Origin of the sequence: Microbispora cellulosiformans (assembly GCF_008728085.1) — a bacterium.
Lineage (GTDB): Bacteria > Actinomycetota > Actinomycetes > Streptosporangiales > Streptosporangiaceae > Microbispora > Microbispora amethystogenes.
In genome coordinates, this window is record NZ_VYTZ01000002.1 from 148,386 (window position 1) to 174,080 (window position 25,695).

Here is a 25,695-nt window from a genome sequence, read left to right on the forward strand (position 1 = left end):
GGGTCAGGTGTCGACGAAGTCGCGCGGGACCATCACCCGCAGGCCGTTGGGGATGGTCTTCAGCACCAGCGGGGTACGCAGCCGCACCTCGCCGTCGATGTCGGCGGCCAGCGGCGGGTCGGTCTCCAGCAGCATCTCCTGGCCGGTCACGAACGGGCCGCCCGCGAGGCTGGTCCATTTGCCGGTGGTCGCCCGTACGAGCGTCTCGCCGAGCAGCCGCAGCCGCTTGCCCGAGCCGAGCTGGTAGGCGACGAGCCTGCGGTTGTCGATGCTGACGTCCCGGGCGATCTGCCAGCCGCCGTGGAACCGGCCGTTGGCGATGTTGAGCTGGTGGGTCAGCAGCTCGTGGCGTTTGCCGTCCACGGTGATGTAGGCGCGGAACGGGCGGTGCCCCGGCAGGATGGTGAGCGCGGTCAGCGGGTAGGCGGCCCGGCCGAGCACACGCTTGACCCACGGCCTGACGGTGCCGGCCACCTCGACCGACACGCCGAAGCTCGCGAGGTTGGCGAAGGGCCGGTCGCCGCACATCCCGAGGTCGATGTCGGCCACCTTGCCCCCGCTGAACACGCCGACCGCCCCGGCGAGGTCGAGCGGCAGCCCGAGGCTGCGGGCGAAGTTGTTGGTGGTGCCGAGGGGCAGCACGCCGAGGGCGACGTCGCGGCCGGCCACATGCCTGACCGAGCTGCTCAGGGTGCCGTCTCCGCCGCCGACCACGAGGAGGTCGGGCCCGGCGTCGAGCGCGCGGGTGAGCACGTCGCGCAGCCGGGAGGGGTCGGTCACCGGATGGACGCCGGTGAGCCGGAAATCTCCCTCCTTCAGCAGCCGCAGCACCTCCGCGTAACGGCGGCGGCCTCGCCTGGACCTGGTGTTCACGACGACGGCGGCCTTCCGGTCCCGGTGGATGGCCGCGGTGTGATTCGCCTTGCTCCGCACGCTGACATGCTAGGGGCCGCCGGGCGCGGGCGCGCATCGCCGCCGGCCGTACCCGGCCCCGGATCGGGACGCCTCCGGACATGGACGTGCCCGGCGCGCCGTCCGGGAGCGGACGGCGGCCGGGCACGGTGTCGTGCACTGCGACCCTTGGGTGGCCTCACGCCACCCGGGGGCCGTTACTTCTTGGCGGGAGTGATCTGGACGATCGCACCCATGTTGAGCGGCAGCGGGCTGACCAGCTTGATCTGGACGCCGAGCTGCTTGCCCTCGTCACCGGGGTTGCCGCTGCCGAGGATCGCGCCGCCGATGTCGGTGCCGTAGAGGTCCGTCACCGGCGTGCCGTCGGGGTTGACGATCCTGGTCGAGTACGGCTGGTTGTCCTTGGACGGGATGACGACGGAGGCGTCGCGGTGGCGGTAGTACAGGCTGCCGTTGCGAAGCTCCAGGCCGGGGTACCAGCCCTTCGCGTCCGTGAACTCCTTCACCGCGGACTGCTTGCCGAACGAGGTGCAGTACTCCGTGAACGGCTCGCCCTCGACGCACTCCTTGAAGGGGTACGTCCCGGCGAAGTTGAACGCGGCGTTCGACGACTGCGGGCGCGACGGGAGGTTCTTCAGCGTGCTCGGGTCGTGCGCCGCCGCCTCGCCCGTACGGCGCAGCGGCTCGAAGTGCGAGTCGACGAGGAGCAGCTGGCCCTTCGGGCCCACCGACGGCAGGTCGAACGTCGTGTCGGAGACGTTGTTGTCGCCCTGCGAGGTGTCGCGGTACCAGACGAGCAGACCGGGGGCGTTGTACGCGACCTTCTCGACCTTCCACGCGCCGTCGCGCAGCCAGGTCGTGTCGTAGGCGTACTTCAGGCCCTGGTCGAACCCGTCGAAGTTGCGCCACTCGGCGAGGTAGTACTGCGCCGCCTGCACCCGGCCGGAGTGGATGATCCAGCCGGCGCCGGTGGAGTCGGTGAACGTGCCCTTGACGGTCGTCCAGCCGTTGGCGCCGCCCTCGACGTCGTCGGTCCAGACCGCCGTGGCGCCGTTGGTGACCGAGAAGTCGTCGTTGAACCAGCCGCGCTCCACCGAGGCCGCGTCCGTGTTGTACCGGAAGCGGATCTGCACGGTCTTCCCGGCGAACGGCGCCAGGTCGGCGTACAGGTGGTGCCAGCCGTCGCTCTCGCCGGTCAGGCCGTACTTCTTGTTGCCGTAGTCCTTCAGGCGGCCGTTGGGGTCGGTGTAGTCGTCACCGGTGCTGACGAGCGTGCCGTCCTCGTCGAAGATCTTCTGCTCGGCCCAGGTGGCGCCGCCGTCGGCGGACACCTCGAAGAAGCCGAAGTCCCAGTCGGCCTCGATGCCCCAGTCGCTCCACCAGCGGAACTTCACGTCCGAGCCGGCCGGCACGGCGACGGTCCTGACCAGCTTCTGGTCGGCCCAGTTCTGGTCGCTGTTGGACCACCACATGTTCGACCCGCTGTGCGGGGTGGACATGATGTTCAGCTTGTCCGGCAGGTTGATCCGTACGCCGTCCTCGGTGCCCTTCGGCGTCCGCGAGGCCTGCCCGATCACGGCGAGCTGCTTGGCCGCGCCCGGCTCGATGATCTTCGGGTTGGCCCAGCCGAGGACCCACTTGTCCCAGAGGCTCATGTGCGTCGGCAGGGACTGGAAGATCGGCCCGGAGTGCGAGCCGCTCGACATCAGGTCCCAGAAGTCGACGTCGGAGTCGCCCGCGCCGGAGGTGTCGTACAGGTCCGGCAGGCCGAGGTCGTGGCCGTACTCGTGGGCGAACACGCCCACGCCGGAGTCCTCGGGCTGGAGGATGTAGTTGGAGATCTTCTTGTTCGTGCCGGGGATCGTGTAGCCGCCCGCCACGTCGCTGGAGTGGGCCCACAGGGCGAACGTGCCCTCGTTGCCGCCGCCGCCGGACTTGTCCTCGCCCGCGTGGATCAGCACGAGGTGGTCGATGACGCCGTCGGGCTCGTCGAAGTTGCCGTCGCCGTCGGCGTCGGAGACGTCCTCGACGTCGTAGTCGGCCCAGGGGAAGGAGGGGTTCGACTTCACCAGCGTGTCGACCGCGTCGACCGCGAGCTGGGCGGCGCCGCGCGGGTTGTCCGGGTGGCCGGTCATGTCCTGCGGGTAGGTGCCGCACTTGCCGGCGCCGTACCACGCCTCGGAGTGCGGGACCTTCAGCCAGCCGACCGCCTGGCCGGTGACGGTGTAGGCGCCCTTCGACAGCTCCTCGTACATGTTCTTCATGGTGGAGCCGGAGATGTCGATGCCCTTCTTGCCGTCCCGGGGGTCCTTCAGGTCCGGCCGGACCCGGGTCGTGATCCCCTTGGAGGTGTAGAGCATGTTGTTGTAGTGGGCGGTGTTGAAGTCCGCCACCCACATGGAGTTGTTGTCCTTGCCCCCGCCGCCGGCCGTCGCCGGGTTGGGGATGTTGTTGTGCAGCGGGCCGTTCAGCTTGGTGCCGGCGGGCTCGGTCACGCAGTCGTTGACGTCGTCGGTCGTCTTCGGGTGCGACCAGCCGGAGAAGTCGTCGTTGGCCTGGTCGTTGAACTCGACCAGCAGCGTGAGCAGCTTGGCGGTGCGGGTCGTCTTCGCCTTCTTGTAGATGAAGTCGAAGGGGTTCTTGCCGGTCCTGATCGCCTGCTTCTCGTGCTGCGCCAGCACGCGCGCCGCGACGGGGTTGCCGGCCGCGAACTTGTGGTCGATCGCCGCGGCGAGGGCGGCGGTGCGCTTGGCCCCCTTCGGCGGGACCTTCTCCTCGGTGGTGGTGAAGTCGCCCTGCACACGCGGCGGCGCGTAGTTGATGTAGTGGTCGGAGGCCGACGGCTGGTAACTCGCCGTAGGCGCCGCCGCCGCACCGGCCGCGGCCAGACCTCCTGCCGCCAGCCCGAGCGCGGGCACGATCGCGGCGAGACGCCGGATTCTCTTGGACAACGAGATCCCTTCCCGTCCGGGTTCCCCGGACACCATGCACAGCGCGCCGGGATGAGCGCGCATGCGGGACCTTAGACGAGGGGGTAAAGGGATCGTAAAGAGCCGCCAAGCATGGTTGTCAAAATGTAATCTGTACCAATATCCGTTAGTAATTCCGGTTGAGAGCCGATACGGGGTCGTGTCGTACAGTCCAGACGTGACCGCACCGACTTCTGGGCCGATCTCCTCGCTGTCCGCGGCGCTGCCGGACGGGCGCGTCCTCACCGATCCCGACGTCATGGACGCGTACGCGCGGGACCGCACGTTCGCGCCGCCCGGCAAGCCGCTCGGGGTGGTGCTCGCCCAGTCGCGCGACGACGTCGTGGCCACGCTGCGCTGGGCGAGCGCGCACCGGGTGCCGGTGGTCCCGCGCGGCGCCGGCACCGGCCTGGCGGGCGGGGCGACGGCCGTGGACGGCTGCGTGGTCCTCTCCCTCGCACGGATGACCGCGATCCGGGAGCTGTCGCCGCAGGACGAGATCGCGGTCGTGGAGCCCGGGGTCATCACCGCCGACCTCGACCGGGCGGCCCGCGCGCACGGGCTGATGTACGCCCCCGACCCCTCGTCGTACGAGATCTCCACGATCGGCGGCAACCTGGCGACCAACGCGGGCGGGCTGCGGTGCGTCAAGTACGGCGTGACCCGCGACTCGGCGCTCGGGCTGGAGGTGGTGCTGGCCGACGGGCGGGTGCTCACTACCGGCCGCCGCACCATGAAGGGGGTCACCGGCTACGACCTGACCGGCCTGTTCGTCGGGTCGGAGGGCACGCTCGGCGTGATCACCGCCGCGACGCTGCGGCTGCGGCGGGCGCCGCGCGAGCTGTCCACCGTCGCGGCCGAGTTCACCTCGCTGCGCGACGCCGCCGAGGCGGTCGCGGCGATCATCGCCGAGGGCTGTCAGCCGTCGATGCTGGAGCTCCTCGACCGTACGACCCTGCGGGCCATCGACGACTGGAAGAACATCGGGCTGGAGCCGTCCACCAGGGCCATGCTCATCGCCCAGGCCGAGGGCCCGGCCGAGGAGTCCGCCGCCCGGATGGCGGAGCTGTGCGCCGCCGCGTCGTTCGTCGCGGTGTCGTCCACGCCGGAGGAGGCGGCCGAGCTCGTCGGCATCCGGCGCCTGGCCTACCCGGCCAAGGAGCGCCTGGGCCAGTGCCTGGTCGAGGACGTGTGCGTGCCCCGCTCGGCGCTCCCCGAGATGATCACCACGATCGAGGAGACCGCCGCCCGGCACGGCGTCCTGATCTCGACGGTCGCCCACGCGGGGGACGGCAACGTGCACCCGGTGTTCGTGTTCGACCGCGGCCTGGCCGAGCCGCCGCCCGAGGTCTGGGCCGCGGCCGACGAGGTGTTCCGCGCCGCGCTCGCCCTCGGCGGGACGCTGACCGGCGAGCACGGCGTCGGGCTGCTGAAGAAGCGCTGGCTCGGCCTGGAGACCGGGCCGGTGGCCGCCGAACTGCACCAGGGCATCAAGCAGGTCTTCGACCCGCTCGACATCCTCAACCCCGGAAAGGCCATCTGACCGCCGTCCCCGATCCGGTAGCGTTTGGCACCGTTGTTGGGGTTCATGGGGTAATCGGGGGCGATGGTGGCGTTGGAGGCTGGGGACCCGGCCCGCCTGGGCCTGTTCACGCTCCTCGACCGGCTCGGGGAGGGTGGCCAGGGGGTCGTCTTCCTCGGCCGCGGACCGCAGGGCGAGCAGGTTGCGGTGAAGCTGCTGCACACGCGGCTGACGGCGGATCCCGAGGCGCGGGAGCGCTTCCTGCGCGAGGTGGCGCTGGCGCAGCGGGTCGCGCCGTTCTGCACCGCCCCCGTGCTGCACGCCGACCTCGCCGGCAACCAGCCGTACATCGTCAGCGAGTTCGTGCCGGGGCCGTCGCTGCGGCAACTGGTGGACCGCGAGGGGCCGCGCCGGGGAGCCGCGCTCGAACGGCTCGCCATCAGCACGGCCACGGCACTGGCCGCCATCCACCGCGCGGGCATCACCCACCGCGACTTCAAGCCGGCCAACGTGCTGATGGGCCCGGAGGGGCCGGTCGTGATCGACTTCGGGGTGGCCAGGGCGTTCGACTCGCCGCAGGCCACCGCGACCGGCGCGTCCATCGGCACTCCCGCCTACCTGGCCCCCGAGGTGCTGTCGGGGGGCACGGCCGGCGCCCCGGCCGACATGTTCGCCTGGGGCGTCACGATGGTGTTCGCCGCCACCGGCAGGCCCGCCTTCGGCGCGGACTCGATCCCCTCGGTCATCACCCGCATCCTGCGTGACGAGCCCGACCTCGGCGACCTCGCGGCGCCCCTGCGGGACATCGTCGCCGCCTGCCTGTCGAAGGACCCCGCGACGCGTCCCTCGGCCCAGGAGATCGTCGCCCAGCTCACCGGCCAGTCCCACTCCATCGCCGCGCCCTTCGCACCGGCCGGCACGGGGGACGGCGGGCAGGCCGGCGCCTCCGCGCCGCCCCTCACCGGGCAGACGCCCGCCTCCTCCGCTCCCCCGGCGCGGGCGGTGGCTTCCGCCGGGCACGCCACCGTGCCCGGCGCGGCGAGGAGACCCCGCCGTACGGTGCTGACCTGGACGGCGGCCGGGATCGGGGTGCCCGCTCTGGTGGCCGCGGCCCTCGTGGCGCCGTCCTGGATCTCGACGCGGGCGGCCGGGAGCGAGACCGCCGCGACGGAGGCCCCCGGCCCGGCGGCGTCCGCGCCCGCCGAGCCGCCGATCCCGTCGCCGTCCGAGCCGGTCGCTCCCTCGGGGCACCGAAGCCGGAGTCACTCGCCGAGTCCCGCGACCCGGCGGCCCGGTGTGACCGCGAAGCCCGCCGCCTCGCCCTCGCACGGCCGCCGGGCACGGCCGTCGCCCACCGCGACCGGGCCGGCGACCGGGCCCACCGAGGTCCCTCCGACGGTACGTCCGACCCCGAAGGCCAGTCCGGCGCCGACGAGGGCCACCGCGACGCCCAGGCCCAGCCCGACGGCGAAGGCGACCCCCACCAGAACCGCGGCGCCCAAGCCCAACCCGTACACGGCGAAGGGCGTGTGCGGGGCCGGCTTCGCCGTCGTCGACTCCCACTCCTACGGCGGGCAGGCGACGACGTACCTGCTCTACAACTCCTCCACCGGCCGCAACTGCGTGATCACGCTCTCTCGCTACTCGTTGCCCGCTAAGATCAGAATGAGCGCGGTGCTGAAGGTGAAGGGCGGCGCGTCGGCCGCCGACGCCGGCGCCTACACCGTCTACGCAGGGCCGCTCCGGCTGCCCGCCAAGGGTAGATGTGTCATCTGGGGTGGCGGATACGGGGGCGCCTCCTGGAGCAGTGCGTGGTCCCACTGCGGCTGACCACGACTGCACGCTGAACCACGCCGGACCCCCGGCCGGACCACTGGCCGGCCACGGGCGTGCGGCAGGAATGTCACCGCCCGGTGGCAGACTCGGCTCGTTGACGTGATCGCGGACCAACCCGGAGGATCTCACCGTGACACAAGTCGGTTCGGTGGCGCCATGACCGTGCTCGTGAGCCGGCTGGACGCTTCCGGCGCCGAGTACGGCGCGCGGCGCGAGGCCATGCTGGCGAAGATCGCCGAACTGGAGGCCGAGCACGCGAAGGCCGTCGCCGGCGGCGGGCCGAAGTACGTCGAGCGGCACCGCGAGCGCGGCGGCCTGCTCCCCCGGGAGCGGATCGAGTTGCTGGTCGACCCCGACGCGCCGTTCCTCGAACTGTCCCCGCTGGCCGCCTGGGGCACCGAGTTCCCCGTCGGCGCGAGCGTGGTGACCGGGATCGGGGTCGTCGAGGGCGTCGAGTGCGTGATCACGGCCAGCGACCCGACCGTGCGCGGCGGCGCGTCCAACCCCTGGACACTGCGCAAGACGCTGCGGGCCGCCGAGATCGCGCTGCGCAACCGCATGCCCTACGTGAACCTGGTGGAGTCGGGCGGCGCGGACCTGCCGACGCAGAAGGAGATCTTCATCCCCGGCGGGCAGGTGTTCCGCGACCTGACCCGGCTGTCGGCCGCCGGGATTCCGACGATCGCGCTCGTCTTCGGCAACGCGACCGCCGGCGGGGCATACGTCCCCGGCCTGAGCGACCATGTCGTGATGGTGCGGGAGCGGGCCAAGGTGTTCCTCGGCGGCCCGCCGCTGGTGAAGATGGCGACCGGCGAGGAGTCCGACGACGAGTCGCTGGGCGGGGCGGAGATGCACGCCCGCGCCTCCGGCCTCGCCGACCACCTCGCGGCCGACGAGCACGACGCGCTCCGGATCGGCCGCCGGATCGTGCGGCGGCTCGGATGGCGCACGGCCGGGCACGCCGCCGCCCGCGACTACCCGGCCCCCCTGTTCGACGAGGACGAACTGCTCGGCATCGTGCCGGAGGACCTGAAGGTCCCCTTCGATCCCCGCGAGGTCCTGGCCCGGGTGGTGGACGGCAGCGACTTCGACGAGTTCAAGCCGCTCTACGGGCCGAGCCTGGTCACCGGATGGGCGAGCGTCCACGGCCATCCGGTCGGAGTCCTCGCCAACGCCCAGGGGGTGCTGTTCGGGGCCGAGTCGCAGAAGGCCGCGCAGTTCATCCAGCTCGCGAACGCCACGCGCACACCGCTCGTCTTCCTGCAGAACACGACGGGCTACATGGTCGGCAAGGAGTACGAGCAGAGCGGCATCGTCAAGCACGGCTCGCTGATGATCAACGCGGTGGCCAACTCGACCGTGCCCCACATCACGATCGTGATGGGCGCCTCCTACGGCGCGGGCAACTACGGCATGTGCGGACGGGCCTACGACCCCCGTTTCCTGTTCAGCTGGCCGAGCGCCAAGTCGGCCGTCATGGGCCCGGCCCAGCTCGCCGGGGTGATGTCGATCGTGGGCCGGGCCGCAGCCGAGGCACGCGGGCAGGTCTACGACGAGGAGGCCGACGCGGCGATGCGCGCGGCGGTCGAGACACAGATCGAGGCGGAGTCGGCGGCGTTCTTCCTGTCCGGCCGCCTCTACGACGACGGGGTCATCGACCCGCGCGACACCCGCACGGTGCTCGGGTTGTGCCTGTCGGCCGTCGCGGGGGCGCCGGACCCCGGGCGGGCCGGCTACGGCGTCTTCCGGATGTGACGGGGCATGCTCATCCGCATCCACACCTGTGGGGGTAGTTCATGATCGGGCGGCTGCTGGTCGCGAACCGCGGGGAGATCGCCCGCAGGGTGTTCCGCACCTGCCGTGAGCTGGGCGTGGAGACCGTCGCCGTCTTCTCCGACGCCGACGCGGACGCGCCGCACGTGGCCGAGGCCGACCAGGCCGTACGGCTGGGCGCCCCGCTGGCGTACCTCGACCCGGACCGCCTGGTCGAGGCGGCCCGGCGGTCGGGGGCCGACGCGGTGCATCCCGGGTACGGGTTCCTGTCGGAGCACGCCGGGTTCGCCCGCGCCGTGCTGGACGCCGGCCTGACCTGGATCGGCCCCTCGCCCGAGGCCGTCGCCGCGATGGGCACGAAGATCGAGGCGAAGGCGCTGATGGCCGAGGCCGGGGTGCCGGTCCTGCCGACCATCCCGCTGTCCCCGGACGCCACACCCCAGCTGACGCTTCCCGTGCTGGTCAAGGCGTCGGCGGGCGGCGGCGGGCGGGGCATGCGGGTGGTGCGCGACCCGGCCGGCCTCGCCGAGGCGGTCGCGTCGGCCCGCCGCGAGGCCCTGTCGGCCTTCGGCGACGGCACGCTGTTCGCCGAGCCACTGCAGGAGGGCGCCCGCCACATCGAGGTGCAGATCCTCGCCGACGAGCACGGCACGGTCTGGGCGCTCGGCGAGCGGGAGTGCTCCATCCAGCGCCGCCACCAGAAGGTGATCGAGGAGGCCCCCTCCCCCGCCGTCACCCCCGAACTGCGCCGTGAGCTGAGCGACGCCGCGATCCGGGCCGCCCGCGCGATCGGTTACACCGGCGCGGGCACCGTCGAGTTCCTCGTGTCGGACGAGGGCTTCTTCTTCCTGGAGATGAACACCCGCCTGCAGGTGGAGCACCCGGTGACCGAGTGCGTCTACGGAGTCGACCTGGTCCGGCTGCAGATCGAGGTGGCCGAGGGCGCGCGGCTCGCCGCGCTGCCGCCGAGCCCGGTGGGCCACGCGATCGAGGCCCGCCTGTACGCGGAGGACGCCGAGGGACGCCCCCAGAGCGGCGTGCTGCACCGCTTCGAGATCCCCGGAGTGGACGGCGAGTTCGGTCTCGGCGCCCGGCTGCGGCTCGACTCCGGGGTGGTCTCCGGCGGCGAGGTGGGCGTCCACTACGACCCGATGCTCGCCAAGGTCGTCTCGTACGGCGGGGACCGGGCGGAGGCGGCCCGGCGGCTCGCGCACGCGCTCGCGCGGGCCCGCATCCACGGGCTGACGACCAACCGCGACATCCTCGTGGGCGTGCTGCGGCACCCCGACTTCCTGTCCGGGGCGCTCGACACCGGGTTCCTCGACCGGCGTCCCGTTCCGGCGACGCTCGCCGGGCCCGGGGCCGTACGGCTGTCGGCCCTCGCGGCGGCGCTCGCCGGGGCGGCGGCGAACCGGGCGGCGGCGCGGCGCGACGGGGTGCTCGGCGGGCTGCCGAGCGGCTGGCGCAACGTGCCCTCGCAGCCCCGGCGCACCGCGTACGACGCCGAGGACGGCGGCCGCCTGGAGATCGCCTATCGCCTGACCAGGGACGGGCTGCGGGCCGAGGGCTTCGAGGACGTCGCCCTGGTGTCGGCCGAGCCCGGCCGGGTGGTGCTGGAGACGGACGGCCTGCGGCATGCGTTCGAGGTGGCGGCCTATCCGGGCGTGGTGCATGTCGACTCGCCTCTCGGGCCGGTGCGGCTCGTCCCGGTGGAGCGGCTGCCCGAGCCCGCCGCGCGGACGTCGCCAGGGGCACTGCCCGCCCCGATGCCGGGTACGGTCCTGCGTGTCGAGGTGAAGCCCGGCGACGTCGTCGAGGCCGGGCAGCCGGTGGTCGTGCTGGAGGCGATGAAGATGGAGCACCTGATCGTGGCCCCTGCCTCAGGCACCGTGGCCGCCCTGCACGTGGCGCCGGGCGCGCGGGTCGAGGCGGGCGCGCCCCTCGCCGACATCGAACCCGAGCGCGAGCCCGAAACCACGCACGCACCCAAGACCACGTCGGCACCCGAGACTCCCGCGCCCGAGACCGCGCCCGCAGCCGAGACCACGCGTGTGACCGATGGCGCGCCCGATATCGAGGCCTACGAGGCAGCCCCCACCGAGGCTCATAGTGAGGCCCGCGCCGAGCCGCCGGCTCCCCCTGCGGGCACGACCCCCGCCGAAGCCCGCACCGAGGGCCACGCAGAGGCCCGCATCTCGGCCGGCGTCGAGCTGCCAGCGCCGCCCGCGAACGCCATCCCCGCCCCCGCCCTCGGCCAGGCACCCGTGGACGCGACCGACCCGGCGCGCGGCTGGGCGGCGGGCCAGGACGGCGGCACCGGAGAGAACCCCCGTCTGGACACGCGGGGCGACTTCCCCATGGACACCGACCCCGGCCCGCCTCCTGGCGCAGGCATGCCTCCGAGCGGCGCTGTTCCGGGTGCGGAGCAGGGCTCGCATTCGAGCGGCGCGGACCCGGGCACGGCTCCGAGCGGGGAGGTGGGGCAGCGGTGAACGCGACCGGCGACCCGTCGGGGGAACTCGTGCGGTGGGAGCGGGCGGGCGGCGTGGCCACGATCACGCTCGACTCGCCGCACAACCGCAACGCCCTGTCGTCCCGGCTGCTCGCGCGGCTCGACGAGGCCCTCTCGTGGGCGCTGGACGAGCCCGCCGTACGGGTGATCGTGCTGACCGGCGCCGGGCCGGTGTTCTGCGCCGGGGCGGACCTGAAGGAGCAACGCGGCGGAGGGGCGCCGGTCACCGCGTCGTTCCCCGCCGTCATGCTGCGGATCTGGGAGAGCCCGAAGCCGGTCGTGTGCCGCCTCAACGGCACGGCCAGGGCGGGCGGTCTCGGCCTGGTGGCGGCGTGTGACTTCGCGATCGCCCCGGAGAGCGCGTCGTTCGCCTTCACCGAGGTGCGGCTCGGGGTGGTCCCCGCGATGATCGCGGCCACCTGCCTGCGCCGCCTGGAGCCCCGGGCCGCGGCCGAGTACTTCCTGACCGGCGAGGTCTTCACCGCCGCACGCGCGGTGGAGATCGGGCTGCTCACCCGGGCCGTCCCGGAGGAGGACCTCGACGCGACCGTGGCGCACTACACGGGCATGCTGCTGCGCGGCGGCCCCGAAGCGCTGGCGATCACCAAGCGGCTCGTCCGCGAGGTGCCGCTGATGCCGGTCGAGGAGGGCCTGCGGGAGATGGCCGCGCTGTCCGCCGAGCGGTTCACCTCCGAAGAGGGGCAGGAGGGCATCCGGGCCTTCGCCGAGAAACGCTCCGCCGCCTGGGTCCCCGACGAGACCGCGGGCGCGGAAGCCGGGCGATGACGGCCGAGGCCGGGCGACCGGGACCGCTGCGGGTCGCCAACTGCGGCGGCTTCTACGGCGACCGGCTCTCGGCGGCGCAAGAGATGGTCGAGGGCGGGCCGATCGACGTCCTGACCGGCGACTGGCTCGCCGAGCTCACCATGTCGATCCTCGCCGGCAACCGGCTGAAGGGCCGCCCCGGCTACGCCCGCACCTTCCTCACCCAGATGGAGCAGGTCCTCGGCACCTGTCTCGACCAGGGCGTCAAAGTCGTCTCCAACGCGGGCGGCCTCGACCCGGCCGGCTGCGCGGAGGCGGTCTCCGCCCTGGCCGACCGGCTGGGGCTGCGCGTGAACGTCGCCCACGTCACCGGCGACGACCTCATGCCGCTCGCCGAGCCGCCGGTCCACGCCGGCACCGGCGAGATCCTGCGGGAGACCCCGCTCACCGCCAACGCCTACCTCGGCGGACGGCCGATCGCGGTGGCGCTGGAGCACGGCGCGGACGTCGTCGTCACCGGGCGGGTCACCGACGCGGCGCTGGTCACCGGGCCCGGCATGTGGTGGTTCGGCTGGCGTCCCGGCGACCTCGACGCGCTGGCCGGTTCGGTCGTCGCGGGACACGTCATCGAGTGCGGCTGCCAGGCGACCGGCGGCAACTACGCCTTCTTCGAGGAGGTGCCCGGCCTGCCCGGCTGCGGCTTCCCCATCGCCGAACTGCACGCGGACGGGTCGAGCGTCATCACCAAGCACCCGGGCACCGGCGGCCTGGTCTCGACCGGCACCGTGACCGCGCAACTGCTGTACGAGATCGCCTCACCCCGCTATCTCGGCCCTGACGTGACGGCCCGGTTCGACACCGTACGCCTGGAACAGGAGGGTCCGGACCGGGTCAGGATCACAGGCGTACGCGGCGAGGCCCCGCCGGAGACGTTGAAGGTGGCGGTCACCTGCCTCGGCGGCTTCCGCAACACGATGACCCTCGTGCTCACCGGCCTGGACATCGCCGCGAAGGCCCGGGTCGCGCAGGAGGCGATCTGGGCCCGCGTGCCCCGCGACTCGTTCGAGCAGGTCCACGTGGAGCTGACCCCCCTCGGCCCGCACCCATACAAGCCGGGCCCAGCCGAGCCGGCCACACCCGGAACAGGAACGGCCCGCGCCGGCGCGCCGGTCACGCTGGACACGGACACAGGCCGCGAGAACACGGGGGACGCGAGGGCCGGGGAGACGAGGGCTGGGGACGCGGAGGACGAGGGCGTTCCGGAGACGAATGGGACGGCGTTGCTGCGGATCACGGTCATGGACTCCGACGCACGCAAGGCGGGACGGGCGTTCTCCTCGGCGGTGGTGGAGACCGGCCTGGCGAGCTACCCCGGCTTCTTCGCGCTCACGCCGCCCGCCGACGCCTCTCCCTACGGCGTCTACTGGCCGTCCTCGGTCGACGCCCGTGCCGTGCTTCCGGTCGTGACCGTCGGCGGGGTCCGCATCGAGGTGCCGTACGCGCCGCCCGGGCCACTGCTCTCCTCGGACCTGTACGGCGCGACCGGCGACGTCGCGGATCACGGGGCGGCGCCGCCGTACGCGGGTGATCTCACGAGCGGGCCGGTCCGGCCACTGGGCAGGATCGCAGGCGCGCGGTCGGGCGACAAGGGCGGCGACGCCAACCTCGGCGTCTGGGTGCGCGACCCCGCCCACTACCCGTGGCTCGCGGCGTTCCTGACCGTGGAGCGGCTCAGGGAACTGCTGCCTGAGGTCGGCCTGCTGCCGGTGGAGCGGTTCGCGCTGCCCAACCTGCACGCGCTCAACTTCGTGGTCCACGGCCTGCTGGGCAGGGGCGTGGCCGCGAGCCCGCTCCTCGACGCGCAGGCCAAGGCGCTCGGGGAACGCCTGCGCGCGGTCCGCGTACCGGTTCCGTCGTGATCTCGCTCTAGGATTGCGCAATCGCAGGACCGCCCGCATGCGGAGGTGGAAGTGAGCGGTTTCCATCAAGCCCGCATGGACCTGGGGGTCCGGCTGCGCCGGCTGCGGGAGAACGCCCGCCTGTCCGGGAAGGAGCTGGCCGAACGGCTCCACTGGCAGCCGTCGAAGGTCTCGCGCATCGAGAACGCCCGCCAGACCGCCTCCGAGGACGACGTGGCCGCCTGGGGGAAGGCCGTGGAGGCCGACCCGCAGACGATGGACGCCCTGGTCAGGCAGGCGGCCGGGCTCCAGGAGCGGCAGGACTCCTGGCGGCAGCGGCACCGGACCGGCCTGGCCGCCCTGCAGGACGACATCCGCGACCTGGAGACGCGGACCCTGCTGTTCCGGGCCTTCGAGCCCGGGGTGGTGATCGGGCTGCTACAGACCACGGAGTACGCGCGGCACGTCTTCGGGAAGCTCGGGCGGCTGTACAAGTCGGCCGCCGACGTGGACGACGCGATCCGGATCCGGATGCGGCGCCAGGAGATCCTGTACGACCCGGCGCGGCGGTTCCGGTTCGTCATGCCCGAGGCGGTGCTGCGCTACCGGCTGGCGCCGCCCGAGGTGATGCGCGGCCAGCTCGACCGGCTGATCGCGGTGACGACGCTGCCGAACGTGGAGTTCGGCCTGCTGCCGTTCGAGGCGCCGCTGCCGTCCGCGCTGACGAACTCGTTCTGGATCTACGACAACGCCCTGGTGGGGGTGGCCACCGGCACCCGGGACCTGCTGCTGCGCGACGCCGGCGAGGTGGAGTTCTACGCCCGGGCGTTCGAGGAGTTCTGCGAGGTGGCGGCCTTCCGGGACGACGCGAGGGCGCTGATCGTCCGCGCCCTCGACGACTACACCGCCCACCCGCCGCGCTGAGCGCGCCGACGGGTTCAGGCGGCCCGTCGCCGGGCCGCCGCCCGTCCGCTCCGCCGAAGGGCCACCCGTCCGCCCCTCGGCGTGCCGTGATTCAGCGCGCCGTCATTCGCCCAGCACGGTCTGCAGGTCCATGACGTGGTCCTGCGTCTGCTGCAGCAGCGGGCGCAACGCCTCGGCGACGTCGCTCAGGCCGAGCTGCTGGGCCTGCTCCACCCGCTCACGGTAGCGGCGCAGCTGCTCCTGCTCCAGTTCGAGGTCGAGCCGCAACGCCTGCGCGCTGTCGGTCGCGACCGGGATCTCGGGAACGCGGACGCTCGGCACCCCGCCGAGGAAGTCGATCTGCTCGGCCAGCGTGCTCGCGTGGTTGAGCTCCTGGCCGAGGTGCTGCTTGAGCTCCTCGATGATCGACAGGTACTGCGCGCCCTTGATCGTCGCCGCGTGCTGGACGTACTGCACGATCGAGCGGTACTCGCTCTCCAGATCCTCGTTCAGGAGGGCGATGAAGGCCTCCGTGTCCATGGGTGATCGTCCTTTCGTCATCGAGAGGCCCTTCCCGTACCCGCCAAGGTGACGGCCGAACGCGTCCGGCCCCGATATCGGCCCTGGATATCGGCCCGCTTACGCCGCTCAGCTCAGGCGGTAAAGGGTGCTTGTCCCGGTTCCGCCATACTCGGACGCCGGGACGAGGGTCGCGTTGGCCTTCACCCAGGCGGTGACGGACGAGTCGGCCCCGCCACCGGGTCCGCCGCCGGGCCCTCCACCGGGTCCGCGCCCGTCGCCGAGCAGGACGTAGCGCAGGCTGCCGTCCGCGGCGTACCTCCTCAGCAGGTCCACGGTCATCGCCGGGTCGGAGCCGGTGAAGCCGCCCATCGCGACGACCGGCTCTCCGGTCGACAGGATGAGCGAGGAGGCGCTCTGCGCGCTCCCCACGGCGACCAGCCAGGTGGCGTCGCCCTTGTTCCGCTTCAGGTAGGCGGCCATCCCCGCCTCCACCTGGCCGCCGGGGCCGCGCATGCCCCGGTCGCCCTGCATGTCCCCACCGGACGCCGGGGCCCCGGAAGCGGCCGTGCCCGCCGCCGGTCGCATGCCGCCGGGCGGAACCATCCCGCCCATCACGCCCATACCGCCGGGACCGCCTCGGCCGGAGAGCCCGGAGGGGCCGGCGGTGGGGTTGGTGCCGTTCACCGCCGCGCCGAGCGGCGTCACGGCGTACGCCGCCGGACCGGCGAGCCCGGCCACGACCGCCACGGCCGATGCGAGTGCCACGACCCGTGTGCCTGCCGTGACCCGCGCCGCCGTACGGCGTCCACGCCCGGCCGGGGAATCACGGTCCGCGCCCCGGCCAGCGGGGCCGTCGCGGTCCACGTTCCGCTTCGCGGCGAAAAACGACGAGGCCACCAGGGCGAGGACGGCCACCGCCGTCGCGCCCACGATCATCCAGGCGAGCCAGGGCACGAACTCGGGCGTACGGCGCAGCACGGCGAACGACCAGGCGCCCGTCACGGCGACCGCCGCCGCCAGGACCAGACTCCAGGTCCGGGACGTACGGGCCGCCCGCCACATCAGCACGCCGCCGGCGCCCGTCAGCGCGGCGATCGAGGGGGCCATCGCGGTCGTGTAGTAGGGGTGGAAGGTGCCGCTGGAGAAGCTGAACACGGCGTAGTGGACCACCAGCCAGCCGCCCCACAGCAGCAGCGCGGCGCGGACGGGCCGCGTCGCGGGCCCGTGCGCGTGCCGGGCGGCCAGGAGCAGGCCGCAGACGAGCGCGATCACGGCGAACGGGAGCAGCCAGGAGATCTGCCCGGCCATGACGTCGTTGAACAGCCGTCCGGCCCCGGCCGTGCCGCCGAACCCGCCTCCTGGGCCACCTCCCGGGCCGCCGCCACCGAAGGCCCGGGTGAGGCCCTCGGGCAGGTCGCCGGACGCCGCGGCGGGAGGACGTCCCGGCCCGCCGTTGCCCGCGCCGCCGAAGACGCGGCCGAGGCCGTTGTAGCCGATCACCAGGTCCCACACGCTGTTGTCGGTGCTGCCCCCGACGTACGGCCGGGAGGAGGCCGGGGTCAGGTCGACCAGGACCATCCACCACCCGCTGGAGACGACGAGCACCGCTCCGGCGGCGAGCAGGTGCCCGATCCGCCGTACGAGCCGCCCCGGCGCGGCGTACAGGTAGGTGAGCGCGAACGCGGGCAGCACCAGGTAGGCCTGCAGCATCTTGGTGGTGAAGGCGAGGCCCACCAGCACGGCGACGGCCGACAGTGTGCGCAGGCGCCCGGTGCGGATCGCCTCCAGGCAGAACCACCCGGCCGCCACCAGCAGGAACACCAGGATCGTGTCGGGGTTGTTGTCCCGGTTGATGGCGACGGTGATCGGCGTCAGCGTCATCACCAGCGCCGCCAGCAGGGCCGCCGCCCCGGCCGCCCGCTCGTCGAGCCCGCGCAGCGACCGCCGTACGGCCGAGCCGACCAGGGCCACCGACCCGACCCCGGCGGCGGCCTGCGGCAGCAGCATGCTCCACGTGCCGAAGCCGAAGATCCTGGCCGACAGGCCCATGACCCACAGCGCGAACGGCGGCTTGTCGACGGTGATGAACGACCCGGCGTCCAGCGCGCCGTAGAAGAACGCCTTCCAGCTCCGGGTGCCGGAGTAGATCGCGGCGGCGTAGTAGTCGTTGGCGTACCCGTTGCGGCCGAGCGCCCACGTGTAGAGGACGGCCGCGAGGACCAGGACGGCCCACCGGCCCCAGCGCAGGAGCGGCGTGACGCGGCCGGCCGAGGCTCGCCGGCCGATCGGGGTCATGGTGGTGAGCACGGTCATCAAAGCCTCCGAGGAAATCCCCGCCTTCAAGCGGGGGAGGAATCGGACTCCCTGCGGAGCAGGGCAGGGATAGGCGTTTCGCCGGAAGGCGAACCGTCGTACGAACTCACACGATCGGGAACTGATCGGGTGGCATGATGTGCGGCGTGGCGCAGACGGTGAAGCGGGCCTACAAGTACCGCTTCTACCCCACCCCCGAGCAGGCCGCCGAGCTTGCCCGGACGTTCGGATGCGTGCGCCTCGTCTACAACAAGGCCCTGGAAGAACGCACACGCGCCTACACCCGGGAAGGCCGCCGCGTCTCCTACGCGGAATCCTCGGCCGCGCTGACGGCATGGAAGCGCGAAAAGGAGCTGGCGTTCCTGGCCGAGGTGTCCTGTGTGCCGTTGCAGCAGGCGTTGCGGCACCTGCAGGCCGCCTTCGCCCACTTTTTCGCCAGGCGGGCCAAGTACCCCACCTTCAAGTCGCGGAAGAAGTCGCGGGCGTCGGCCGAATACACCCGCTCGGCGTTCCGCTGGCGGGACGGGCGGCTCACGCTGGCGAAGATGGACGGGCCGCTGGACATCGTGTGGTCGCGTCCGCTCCCTGAAGGGGCGCAGCCGTCCACGGTGACCGTGAGCAAGGACGCGGCCGGGCGGTGGTTCGTGTCCCTCCTGGTGGAACAGACCATGGACCCGCTCCACCCCACCGGGAACGCGGTCGGGGTGGATGCGGGGATCACCGCCCTGGTCACCCTCTCGACCGGCGAGAAGATCACCAACCCCCGGCATGAGCGGGCCGACCGGCGCGCGCTGGCCAGGGCTCAACGTGCGTTCGCCCGCAAAACCGCAGGTAGCAGCAACCGGGCCAAGGCCAGGGTGAAGGTCGCCCGCCTGCACGCGCGGATCGCCGACCGGCGCCGGGACTTCCTGCACAAGCTGACCACCTCGCTCGTCCGTGAAAACCAAACGGTCGTGATCGAGGACCTGGCCGTCCGCGCGATGGTCAAGAACCACTCCCTCGCCCGCGCCATCTCCGACGCCTCCTGGCGGGAGCTGCGGTCGATGCTGGAGTACAAGACGGCCTGGTACGGGCGGGAACTCGTGGTGACCGACCGCTGGTTTCCCAGCTCGAAGCTGTGCTCGGCCTGCGGGACCCTGCAGAAGTCGATGCCGCTGAACGTCCGGGAATGGGCGTGCGCCTGCGGCGCGGTCCATGACCGGGACGTCAACGCCGCCAGGAACATTCTCGCCGCCGGGCTGGCGGAGAGGTGAAACGCCTGTGGAGCTGGTGTAAGACCTCAACGGAGTCCTCCGAGCGGGCAACCGGCAGCGAAGCAGGAAGACCAACCTGTGAGGGTTGGAATCCCCTCCCTTCAGGGAGGGGAGGATGTCAACGGGAGTCCTTGCCGGGCGCGAAGACCCAGGATCGCAGGAGCAGGAAGCGCAGCAGTGTGGCGAGACCGTTCGCGACGATCACGGCGGCCAGTTCGGCCGCGCGCGGCGCTCCGGCGGGCAGCGCGGCCAGGCCCGCGCTGGTCAGCGCGAGCCCCGCCACGAAGGCGACCAGCCCGCCCAGGTGGTGGCGCAGGGCCCCCGCCCGGCCGCGTACGCCGAAGGTGAAGCGCCGGTTGGCGGCGGTGTTGGCCACCGCCGTCACCAGCAGCGCGACCGCGTTGGCGGCCACCGGCGGCAGGACCGCGCGCAGTGTCCAGAACAGCGCGAGGTGGGCGATCGTGCTGATCACGCCGATCACCGCGAACGCCGGGATCTGCCTCCTGACCGATGTGGTGGCCGGGCCGAGCGGTGGACGGCGCATGCTTGTGCGGGCGACCCGCCACATGCCGCGCAGGTCGCCGACGGCCGTTCTCACGATGTCGACCCGGCTGTCGGGGTCGTCCACCCAGTCGACCGGCACCTCGTGTATGCGCAGGCCGTGCTGCTCGGCGAGCAGCAGCAACTCGGTGTCGAAGAACCACTCCTCGTCGCGCACGGCCGGCAGCAGCGCCTGCGCCACCTCCGTACGGACGGCCTTGAAGCCGCACTGCGCGTCGGAGAAGCGCACACCCATCAGCGACCGCAGGAGCAGGTTGTAGGCCCGGGAGACGATCTCACGCTTCGGGCCGCGCACCACGTTGGCCCAGGGAGACAGGCGGGTGCCGATCGCCAGGTCGCTGTGCCCGCTCAGCAGCGGCGCGACGAGCGGCAGGAAGGCGTCCAGGTCGGTCGACAGGTCGACGTCCATGTACGCGACGACGTCGGCGTCGCTGGCCTCCCACACCCTCCGCAGGGCCCGGCCCCGGCCCTTCAGGTCCAGGTGTACGGCCCGCACCCCGGGCAGCTCCCCCGCCAGCCGCTCGGCGATCCGCCACGTGGCGTCGGCGCTCGCGTTGTCCGCGATCGTCACGCGGAAGCCGTACGGGAACTCGCGGGCGAGGTAGCCGTGCAGCCGCCGCACGCTCGCGGCCAGCACGCGCTCCTCGTTGTGCACGGGGACGACCACCTCGACCAGCCGGGTCCGGCGGGACGCCCCCGCCTCCGGCCCGGACACCATCGTTACGCTCATGGCCCCACGCTCGGGCGCCCTCATGGGACCGCCCTGAGGCGTCGATTAACACCGCATGAGAACCCTCTACCGCGCCGGCCACCACAAGTGATGTCAACAGGGCGGCCTTCAGTGACAGCATCGAACGGTGAAACGACTTCTGCTTCGGATCGGTGACGACCTGCATCGGCGCATCACGCGCCGAGCTCACCGCACGGGCCGATCCATCAACGCGACCGCCGGAGAGATCCTCGCGAGAGACGTCGCCGATGAGGCGCTCGACGCACGGGCAGAGCTGCGCGCGCGGGCCCGCCGCCTGGGTGTCCTCGCGGAAGGTTGTGTACCCAAGACTCCACGGGTGACCAGCGCCGACCGCGAGCGCGCTCTGGGCACGACTGCGGGTATCGGCCCCATACTCGACCGGCTATGGGCGGAAGGTCGCTGACCGTCGCCATGCTCACTTACGTCGATTCCTCCGTCCTCACCTGCGCCTACCTCCGTGACGAGCCTGGTCATGGTCGGGCTCGTGAGCTGCTGGACCCTGATCATCTCTTGGTCACAGGGACCCTAACGGTGGTCGAAGTGACCGGCGTTCTGGTGCGCGCGGCACGCACGCAACGGCTGATGGACCTGGACGGGACTCTCGCGGCTCTGTCGTCCGACCTTGGCGAAGACGGTCCTGTCACGCTGCTCGCCGCTCCACGTGAGGCAGTCGAGCGGCCCGCCACCGAGATCGTCTATGCCCATGCGTTGCGCGGGCTCGACGCGATTCACCTCGCCCTGGCCGAGATCGCGGCGATTCCTCTTCTGGAGGAAGAGGGAGACAAGCTCGGCTTCGCCAGCCGCGATCGCTTTCAGGCGCAGGCCGCCGAAGCACTCGGATTCGCGCTCGTATGAAGAGTTCGCGGCGGGTTCTTCCCCGTCGGTGCTCGCTCGCGTTATGCCGTGGCCCACTCCCGCACGGTGGCGAGTCCGGCTGCGGTTTCAGGCGGCTGGGCCGTTCAGCAGGGCGATACCGAGTTCGGTGGGACTGTGCAGCACCGAATTGCGGTGCCTGACGGTGCAGATGAGGCCGGCTTCACGAAGGACCGTGGCGTGTTCACTCGCGCTCGCCGGTGCGATGTCGGTCAGGGCGGCGAGTTCCTTCGTCGAGCAGGCGGGATGTTCGGCGACGGTGGCCAACACCGTTGCCCGAGTCTGGCCGAGCAGTGTCTCGGTCCTTGATCTGACGTTTCCGGGTGCCGAAGTGGTCAAGGCCTGTACGGCCCCGTCCTGGCTCGCCGGGTAGCAGAGGATGGGCGGGTCGGTGCAGATGCCGACCATCACGCGGGTGAGGAACCAGGACGGCACGAGCAGGATGCCCCGCCCTCTCAGATACAGGTCATGCTCGGCTCCGTCGAGCGTACGGATTTCCAGTACGGGTGGGTTCCATCGCAGCCATCGCGGATCGGCCTGGGTGAGCATCCGCTCGACGCCACCACTGATCACCTGACGCATGCGCACCGCCCGCTCCGCCGCGAACTGGCGGGTGAGCCGCTTCCAGTGCGGGGCCACAAGGAGCTCGTACAGGCTGGCGAGCCCGGCGTGAAGTCGTTTGAGGTGGCTGGGGTCGTCGGCCATGTGACGGGCCCACCATGGCAGGGGCTGCCGCCCGGCCAATGGCGCGAGGTCCTCCCGCAGGCGCGTGCGGGGCGTGACCCCCACCTTTTCCATTACATTCTCAGGAACTCCCATCAGGGCGGGAGCCCCGAACGACGGCGAATTACCGGCCGACGGCATCATCGACATCACCAGTCGAGCGTCCGTGGACAACTTTCCATGAACCTGGCGCCGCCAGTTTCTCAGCCGGGCCGGCTGGCTTTGGTCCTGCAACGCCCTGATCGCGAGAAACAACTCCACGGCCGGCATCGGAGCCTCGACCATCCGTGTCCGCGCCAGATCTTGGACGGTGAAATGAATGCGATAAACCACGACTGCCCCCTGACATCGTCTTCGCCGGCGAAACCGGCCCCCACGTACCGATCAGCGAGCCCCGCACAGGACGGGCCCGCGTTCACGGGAAGAGGACATCTCCTCGGGCATGCCGCCGACGGACGAGAACGATCTCCGAGGAACGTACGGTCCTCCAGATCCCATGGGTATTAAACATACTCTTGGTATGTCAAAAACCGCAAGACCGGTCGCTCCATCAGCGATCAGAGGGTGACGAGACCTCGGGTGATACGTTCCGGCCAGGTGCCGGGTGCGATGGAAGGCATTCGGAGACCGCTGGGCGCGGCGCGGTGGTGCTCACGCCATCGCGAGCGTGAGACCGCGAACGCCCGCGTCTCCTGCCGGCGACGCCATCACCCCTTGCCGGCGGTCAAACCTCGAAGCATCGCGTCGAGTGCCTGTCCGAGCGCCGCTCTGGTCTTCTCCGGATCGCCGACATGGGCGATGAGCATGCCGCTCAGCCCGAACGCGCCTCGGATGAGGTGAGCGAGAAGGTCGGGGTCGAGATCGACGATCTGACCGCGCGCGATCGACGCGGCGATGAACGAGCGCAGATCCACATGGCCCCGCTGCTGGTCAGCCGCATCCAGTATCTCCCGGCCGAGCACGACCGGCCCGTCGATCAGCCCGATCCGGCGGGTCTCCTCGTCGAGCGCGGCGTCCAGGTAGGCGTTCATCCTGGCGATGATCTGGTCGATCGGTGTCCCGCCCGGATCTCCGGCTCCGGCCGCACGCGCCTCCGTCTCGGCCTCCACCTCCGCGTACACGGCGCGGAACAACGCCTCCTTGCCGGCGAAGTGGTGGTAGACGGCGCCCTTGGTGACCCGGGCCGCGGCCGCGATCTCGTCGATCGATGTCTGGGCGTAGCCCTTCCTGCCGAACGAAGAACGGGCGGCGGCGAGCACGGCGCGGCGAGTGGCCTCGGCGTGCTGCGTCCGGAGCATCGTCGATGGTTCGGAGCCGCTTCCTTCTGTCCTGGGTCGCCGGGGCATACGGCCAGTATGGCACCGGAGCGGTCTGCCACGTGGCGGGCGACTGTTTCCTACCGGAAGTATGTGACGCCTGAACCGGTCAGGGGAGATGACCGCCCCCGTGAGTCGTCGAAGGCTCCTTGGCCGTACACGGCTGCACAGCCAAGGAGCGCACGGCAGCGGCCCACGGGCACCTGACGGAACCCGTGGTCCGCTGCCGAGAGAACCGAACGTAGGACGACGGCTTCCTAGCAGGACACCCGCAGCTCATTGGACGCCTTGGTCCGGTAGGAGCCGCCGATGGTCGTTCCGGTGATGAGTGTCCGCCAGGTCTGCGTACCCGTTCCGCTGCAGTTCTGGTAGACGTAGGTGTCGTATCCCTGGTGCGCGGTGGCCGTGGCGTAATCCTTCCAGTACCAGCCCGTCCACCGCTGAATGATCAGGGTGGCGGTCGACGCGCTGGGGCAGTCGCTGAGGCTGCCGTATCCGACGATGGAACTGCCGCTCTTGTAGGTCTTGCCGATCTGCACATCGCAGGTGGCGGCCTGAGCGGCTGTCGGCGCGAGGGCGGCCAGACCGGAGAAGAGAAGGGCTCCGGTGGCCAGCACGGACGCGGCGGATCGACGCATGGTTGAGTGTTCCTTCCTCGGGTGCGAAAACTTTCCCAGAACCGCGCCCATTGGACGCGGACCATCCAAGCAGCTGAATTCAGAGACCGGGTGTCCGGTGCCTTTTCCCCGTAACTCTTCTGCGTGGACATATTCAGTATTCGCAAGGGCCGATCAGGTTTCGAAGACATTCGACCTGGACCGAAAAAGGATGATCCGGGACGATAAGCGGCCCAACGGGCGCCGAGGGCGGAGCGTCGAAAGGCTTTTCCGATGGCGGGTTGTGAACTTCGCCGGACCGGCGGTGTGTCAGGTGGTGACGGTGGCGACGGGGTCGAGGCCGTAGGTGCGGGCGTAGCCGTTCTCCACGCCGACGAGGAGGTCGACGACCTCGAAGTAGCGGTCCCAGAAGGGGGTCTCGCGCAGCGCGTCGACGAGGAGCTGATAGGCGTGGTGGTCGTCCGCCTCCCAGACCCAGACGTCGGTGACGCGCGCGGAGTAGAACTCCGTGTCGTAGAAGCGTGACCGGACGCCGGTGGTCCTGGCCTCGATCGCGGGGACGACCTGGGTGGTGAAGGCGTCCACCCGTTCCCGGACGGTCATGGCGAGCCATTCGGGCGTGGTCTTGACGAGCATGAACGCGGTGATCGGCGGTTCGGTCGTCTCAGCGGGCATGACATGGTCCCTTTGTGGTGGCAGGTGGTCCTGGTCCGGTGGACGTCACGGATGCGCCGGCAGGTGCCAGGCGAGGACGGCGGGCGTGAGGGCCCGGGCGCACCACTGCTCGAAGGTGGTGGGGGAGGCGGTGTCCGGCGTACGGGTGACGCCGGCGTCGAGGCCGTCGTCCTTGGCCCGCTTCATGTCGACGACGCCCTGGACGAACGCCTCGTTGAGGCCGTAACCGGCGAGAGTGGCGTGCAGGTCGTCGAGCGACTGGCGTTCGTAGCGGACGGGACGGCCGAACTGCTCGGTCATGATGCGGGCCAGGTCGTTCGGGGAAAGGTCCCGGGGCCCGAGGACGGGGACGCTGCCGGTGCCGGTCCAGGAGCGGTCCAGCAGCAGGCGGGCGGCGACGGCCGCGACGTCGGCGACGGCGACGAGGGGGGCCCTGCGGTCGGCGGCGACGACGTCCGTGAAGACGCCCTTCTCGCGGATCGAGTCGGCCTCCTCCAGAAGGTTCTCGAAGAAGGAGGGGCAGGCCAGGGCCCGGTAGGCGACGCCGGTGCCCGCGATGAGGTCGTCCATGTCGAGGGACGCGGTGACGAGTCCGGCGTGTCCGGCGACCGGGGTGCCGCGGCCGAGCGCGGAGACGCCGACGACATGGCCGACGCCGTGGGCGGCGAGCGCCTTCGCGGCGGGGCGGGTGAAGCCGCAGTAGGCGTCCGCCGGGGTCAGGGAGGCGTCCGGGGGGACGAGCCAGAAGACGGCGTCGGCGCCCTCGAAGGCCCGGTCGACGACCTCGGCGTCGCCGTGCGAGCCGGTGACCACCTCGACGCGTTCGCGTACCGGGCCGGGGAGCCTGGCGGGGTCGCGCACGACCACGCGCAGATCCTCACCACGGGCGGGGGCGGACTCCAGGAGCAGGGGCAGCAGGCGGCGGCCGATGTTCCCGGTGGGAGCAGTAATGACGATCATGAGAACCTCGTGGGTCGCGTCGGATCGGAACGCCTCCAATC

The 25,695-nt window shown here is 71.7% G+C and carries 18 protein-coding genes and 2 pseudogenes; 10 read left to right on the forward strand and 10 right to left on the reverse strand.

What is annotated here, in order from left to right; genetic code table 11:
• Positions 1-3: 3 nt before the first annotated feature.
• Positions 4-933, reverse strand: a complete 930-nt coding sequence (locus tag F5972_RS04855) for a diacylglycerol/lipid kinase family protein (protein ID WP_150931524.1) — start codon at positions 931-933, stop codon at positions 4-6.
• Between the two features lie 176 nt (positions 934-1,109).
• Positions 1,110-3,863, reverse strand: coding sequence for an immune inhibitor A domain-containing protein (locus F5972_RS04860; protein WP_225311176.1), 2,754 nt, complete (start codon positions 3,861-3,863; stop codon positions 1,110-1,112).
• 196 nt (positions 3,864-4,059) lie between these two features.
• Between F5972_RS04860 and F5972_RS04865 the strand changes: the two genes are divergently transcribed.
• From F5972_RS04865 to F5972_RS04895, 7 genes and pseudogenes are all read left to right on the forward strand, one after another.
• On the forward strand, positions 4,060-5,424 hold the full coding sequence (locus F5972_RS04865; RefSeq protein WP_404803033.1) for an FAD-binding oxidoreductase: 1,365 nt from the start codon (positions 4,060-4,062) through the stop codon (positions 5,422-5,424).
• 63 nt (positions 5,425-5,487) lie between these two features.
• Positions 5,488-7,233 (forward strand): serine/threonine protein kinase, encoded by a 1,746-nt coding sequence (locus F5972_RS38715; RefSeq protein ID WP_263641794.1) that lies wholly within the window; start codon positions 5,488-5,490, stop codon positions 7,231-7,233.
• Between the two features lie 162 nt (positions 7,234-7,395).
• Positions 7,396-8,994 carry an acyl-CoA carboxylase subunit beta gene (locus tag F5972_RS04875; protein ID WP_150931526.1) on the forward strand — a complete coding sequence of 533 codons (1,599 nt, stop codon included), beginning with the start codon at positions 7,396-7,398 and terminating at the stop codon, positions 8,992-8,994.
• A gap of 41 nt (positions 8,995-9,035) precedes the next feature.
• Positions 9,036-10,973 (forward strand): annotated as a pseudogene (locus F5972_RS04880) (acetyl/propionyl/methylcrotonyl-CoA carboxylase subunit alpha); the annotation flags it as partial.
• A gap of 527 nt (positions 10,974-11,500) precedes the next feature.
• Positions 11,501-12,310, forward strand: coding sequence for an enoyl-CoA hydratase-related protein (locus tag F5972_RS04885; protein WP_150931530.1), 810 nt, complete (start codon positions 11,501-11,503; stop codon positions 12,308-12,310).
• Positions 12,307-14,208: an acyclic terpene utilization AtuA family protein gene (locus tag F5972_RS04890; RefSeq protein WP_150931532.1), complete on the forward strand. Its 1,902-nt coding sequence runs from the start codon at positions 12,307-12,309 to the stop codon at positions 14,206-14,208. Before F5972_RS04885 ends, F5972_RS04890 begins: the two co-directional genes overlap by 4 nt.
• Before the next feature lie 75 nt (positions 14,209-14,283).
• Positions 14,284-15,111: a helix-turn-helix domain-containing protein gene (locus tag F5972_RS04895; protein ID WP_225311177.1), complete on the forward strand. Its 828-nt coding sequence runs from the start codon at positions 14,284-14,286 to the stop codon at positions 15,109-15,111.
• Between the two features lie 102 nt (positions 15,112-15,213).
• Here the strand turns inward: F5972_RS04895 and F5972_RS04900 are convergent, their stop codons facing one another.
• Together F5972_RS04900 and F5972_RS04905 are read right to left on the reverse strand one after the other, a co-directional pair.
• A complete protein-coding gene (locus tag F5972_RS04900) occupies positions 15,214-15,630 on the reverse strand; it encodes a ferritin-like domain-containing protein (protein WP_117409557.1) in 417 nt (138 codons plus the stop codon).
• 108 nt (positions 15,631-15,738) lie between these two features.
• On the reverse strand, positions 15,739-17,925 hold the full coding sequence (locus F5972_RS04905) for a mannosyltransferase YkcB-related protein (protein WP_150931536.1): 2,187 nt from the start codon (positions 17,923-17,925) through the stop codon (positions 15,739-15,741).
• Between the two features lie 137 nt (positions 17,926-18,062).
• Here F5972_RS04905 and F5972_RS04910 point away from each other — a divergent pair.
• A pseudogene (locus F5972_RS04910) lies at positions 18,063-19,259 on the forward strand (RNA-guided endonuclease InsQ/TnpB family protein); the annotation flags it as partial.
• A gap of 37 nt (positions 19,260-19,296) precedes the next feature.
• Here F5972_RS04910 and F5972_RS04915 read toward each other — a convergent pair.
• Positions 19,297-20,469: a bifunctional glycosyltransferase family 2/GtrA family protein gene (locus F5972_RS04915; RefSeq protein WP_191909949.1), complete on the reverse strand. Its 1,173-nt coding sequence runs from the start codon at positions 20,467-20,469 to the stop codon at positions 19,297-19,299.
• A gap of 127 nt (positions 20,470-20,596) precedes the next feature.
• Here F5972_RS04915 and F5972_RS04920 point away from each other — a divergent pair, with 127 nt between their 5' ends.
• Together F5972_RS04920 and F5972_RS04925 are read left to right on the forward strand one after the other, a co-directional pair.
• On the forward strand, positions 20,597-20,893 hold the full coding sequence (locus F5972_RS04920) for a hypothetical protein (protein ID WP_150931543.1): 297 nt from the start codon (positions 20,597-20,599) through the stop codon (positions 20,891-20,893).
• Between the two features lie 8 nt (positions 20,894-20,901).
• Positions 20,902-21,345 (forward strand): type II toxin-antitoxin system VapC family toxin, encoded by a 444-nt coding sequence (locus F5972_RS04925; protein ID WP_191909950.1) that lies wholly within the window; start codon positions 20,902-20,904, stop codon positions 21,343-21,345.
• Between the two features lie 87 nt (positions 21,346-21,432).
• On the opposite strand, the gene F5972_RS04930 is transcribed toward F5972_RS04925, so the two are convergent.
• The 5 genes from F5972_RS04930 to F5972_RS04950 all read right to left on the reverse strand — a co-directional run bounded on the left by F5972_RS04930 (position 21,433) and on the right by F5972_RS04950 (position 25,654).
• A complete protein-coding gene (locus F5972_RS04930) occupies positions 21,433-22,419 on the reverse strand; it encodes an ArsR/SmtB family transcription factor (protein WP_150931547.1) in 987 nt (328 codons plus the stop codon).
• Between the two features lie 374 nt (positions 22,420-22,793).
• The gene (locus tag F5972_RS04935) at positions 22,794-23,384 is read right to left on the reverse strand and encodes a TetR/AcrR family transcriptional regulator (protein WP_150931549.1); all 591 of its coding nucleotides are present in this window, start codon (positions 23,382-23,384) and stop codon (positions 22,794-22,796) included.
• Between the two features lie 275 nt (positions 23,385-23,659).
• Positions 23,660-24,040, reverse strand: a complete 381-nt coding sequence (locus F5972_RS04940) for a hypothetical protein (protein ID WP_150931550.1) — start codon at positions 24,038-24,040, stop codon at positions 23,660-23,662.
• Positions 24,041-24,328: 288 nt separating this feature from the next.
• Positions 24,329-24,694, reverse strand: a complete 366-nt coding sequence (locus tag F5972_RS04945) for a darcynin family protein (protein ID WP_150931552.1) — start codon at positions 24,692-24,694, stop codon at positions 24,329-24,331.
• A 45-nt stretch (positions 24,695-24,739) separates the two neighbouring features.
• On the reverse strand, positions 24,740-25,654 hold the full coding sequence (locus tag F5972_RS04950; protein WP_150931554.1) for an NAD(P)H-binding protein: 915 nt from the start codon (positions 25,652-25,654) through the stop codon (positions 24,740-24,742).
• Positions 25,655-25,695: the final 41 nt, after the last annotated feature.

Excerpts from the sequence above, each read along its gene's own strand:
- F5972_RS38715 (WP_263641794.1), top strand. The coding sequence starts at position 5,488 with ATGGTGGCGTTGGAGGCTGGGGACCCGGCCCGCCTGGGCCTGTTCACG.
- F5972_RS04875 (WP_150931526.1), top strand. The coding sequence starts at position 7,396 with ATGACCGTGCTCGTGAGCCGGCTGGACGCTTCCGGCGCCGAGTACGGC.
- F5972_RS04890 (WP_150931532.1), top strand. The coding sequence starts at position 12,307 with ATGACGGCCGAGGCCGGGCGACCGGGACCGCTGCGGGTCGCCAACTGC.
- F5972_RS04895 (WP_225311177.1), top strand. The coding sequence starts at position 14,284 with ATGGACCTGGGGGTCCGGCTGCGCCGGCTGCGGGAGAACGCCCGCCTG.
- F5972_RS04900 (WP_117409557.1), bottom strand. The coding sequence starts at position 15,630 with ATGGACACGGAGGCCTTCATCGCCCTCCTGAACGAGGATCTGGAGAGC.
- F5972_RS04905 (WP_150931536.1), bottom strand. The coding sequence starts at position 17,925 with ATGACCGTGCTCACCACCATGACCCCGATCGGCCGGCGAGCCTCGGCC.
- F5972_RS04915 (WP_191909949.1), bottom strand. The coding sequence starts at position 20,469 with ATGAGCGTAACGATGGTGTCCGGGCCGGAGGCGGGGGCGTCCCGCCGG.
- F5972_RS04925 (WP_191909950.1), top strand. The coding sequence starts at position 20,902 with ATGCTCACTTACGTCGATTCCTCCGTCCTCACCTGCGCCTACCTCCGT.
- F5972_RS04935 (WP_150931549.1), bottom strand. The coding sequence starts at position 23,384 with ATGCTCCGGACGCAGCACGCCGAGGCCACTCGCCGCGCCGTGCTCGCC.
- F5972_RS04940 (WP_150931550.1), bottom strand. The coding sequence starts at position 24,040 with ATGCGTCGATCCGCCGCGTCCGTGCTGGCCACCGGAGCCCTTCTCTTC.
- F5972_RS04945 (WP_150931552.1), bottom strand. The coding sequence starts at position 24,694 with ATGCCCGCTGAGACGACCGAACCGCCGATCACCGCGTTCATGCTCGTC.
- F5972_RS04950 (WP_150931554.1), bottom strand. The coding sequence starts at position 25,654 with ATGATCGTCATTACTGCTCCCACCGGGAACATCGGCCGCCGCCTGCTG.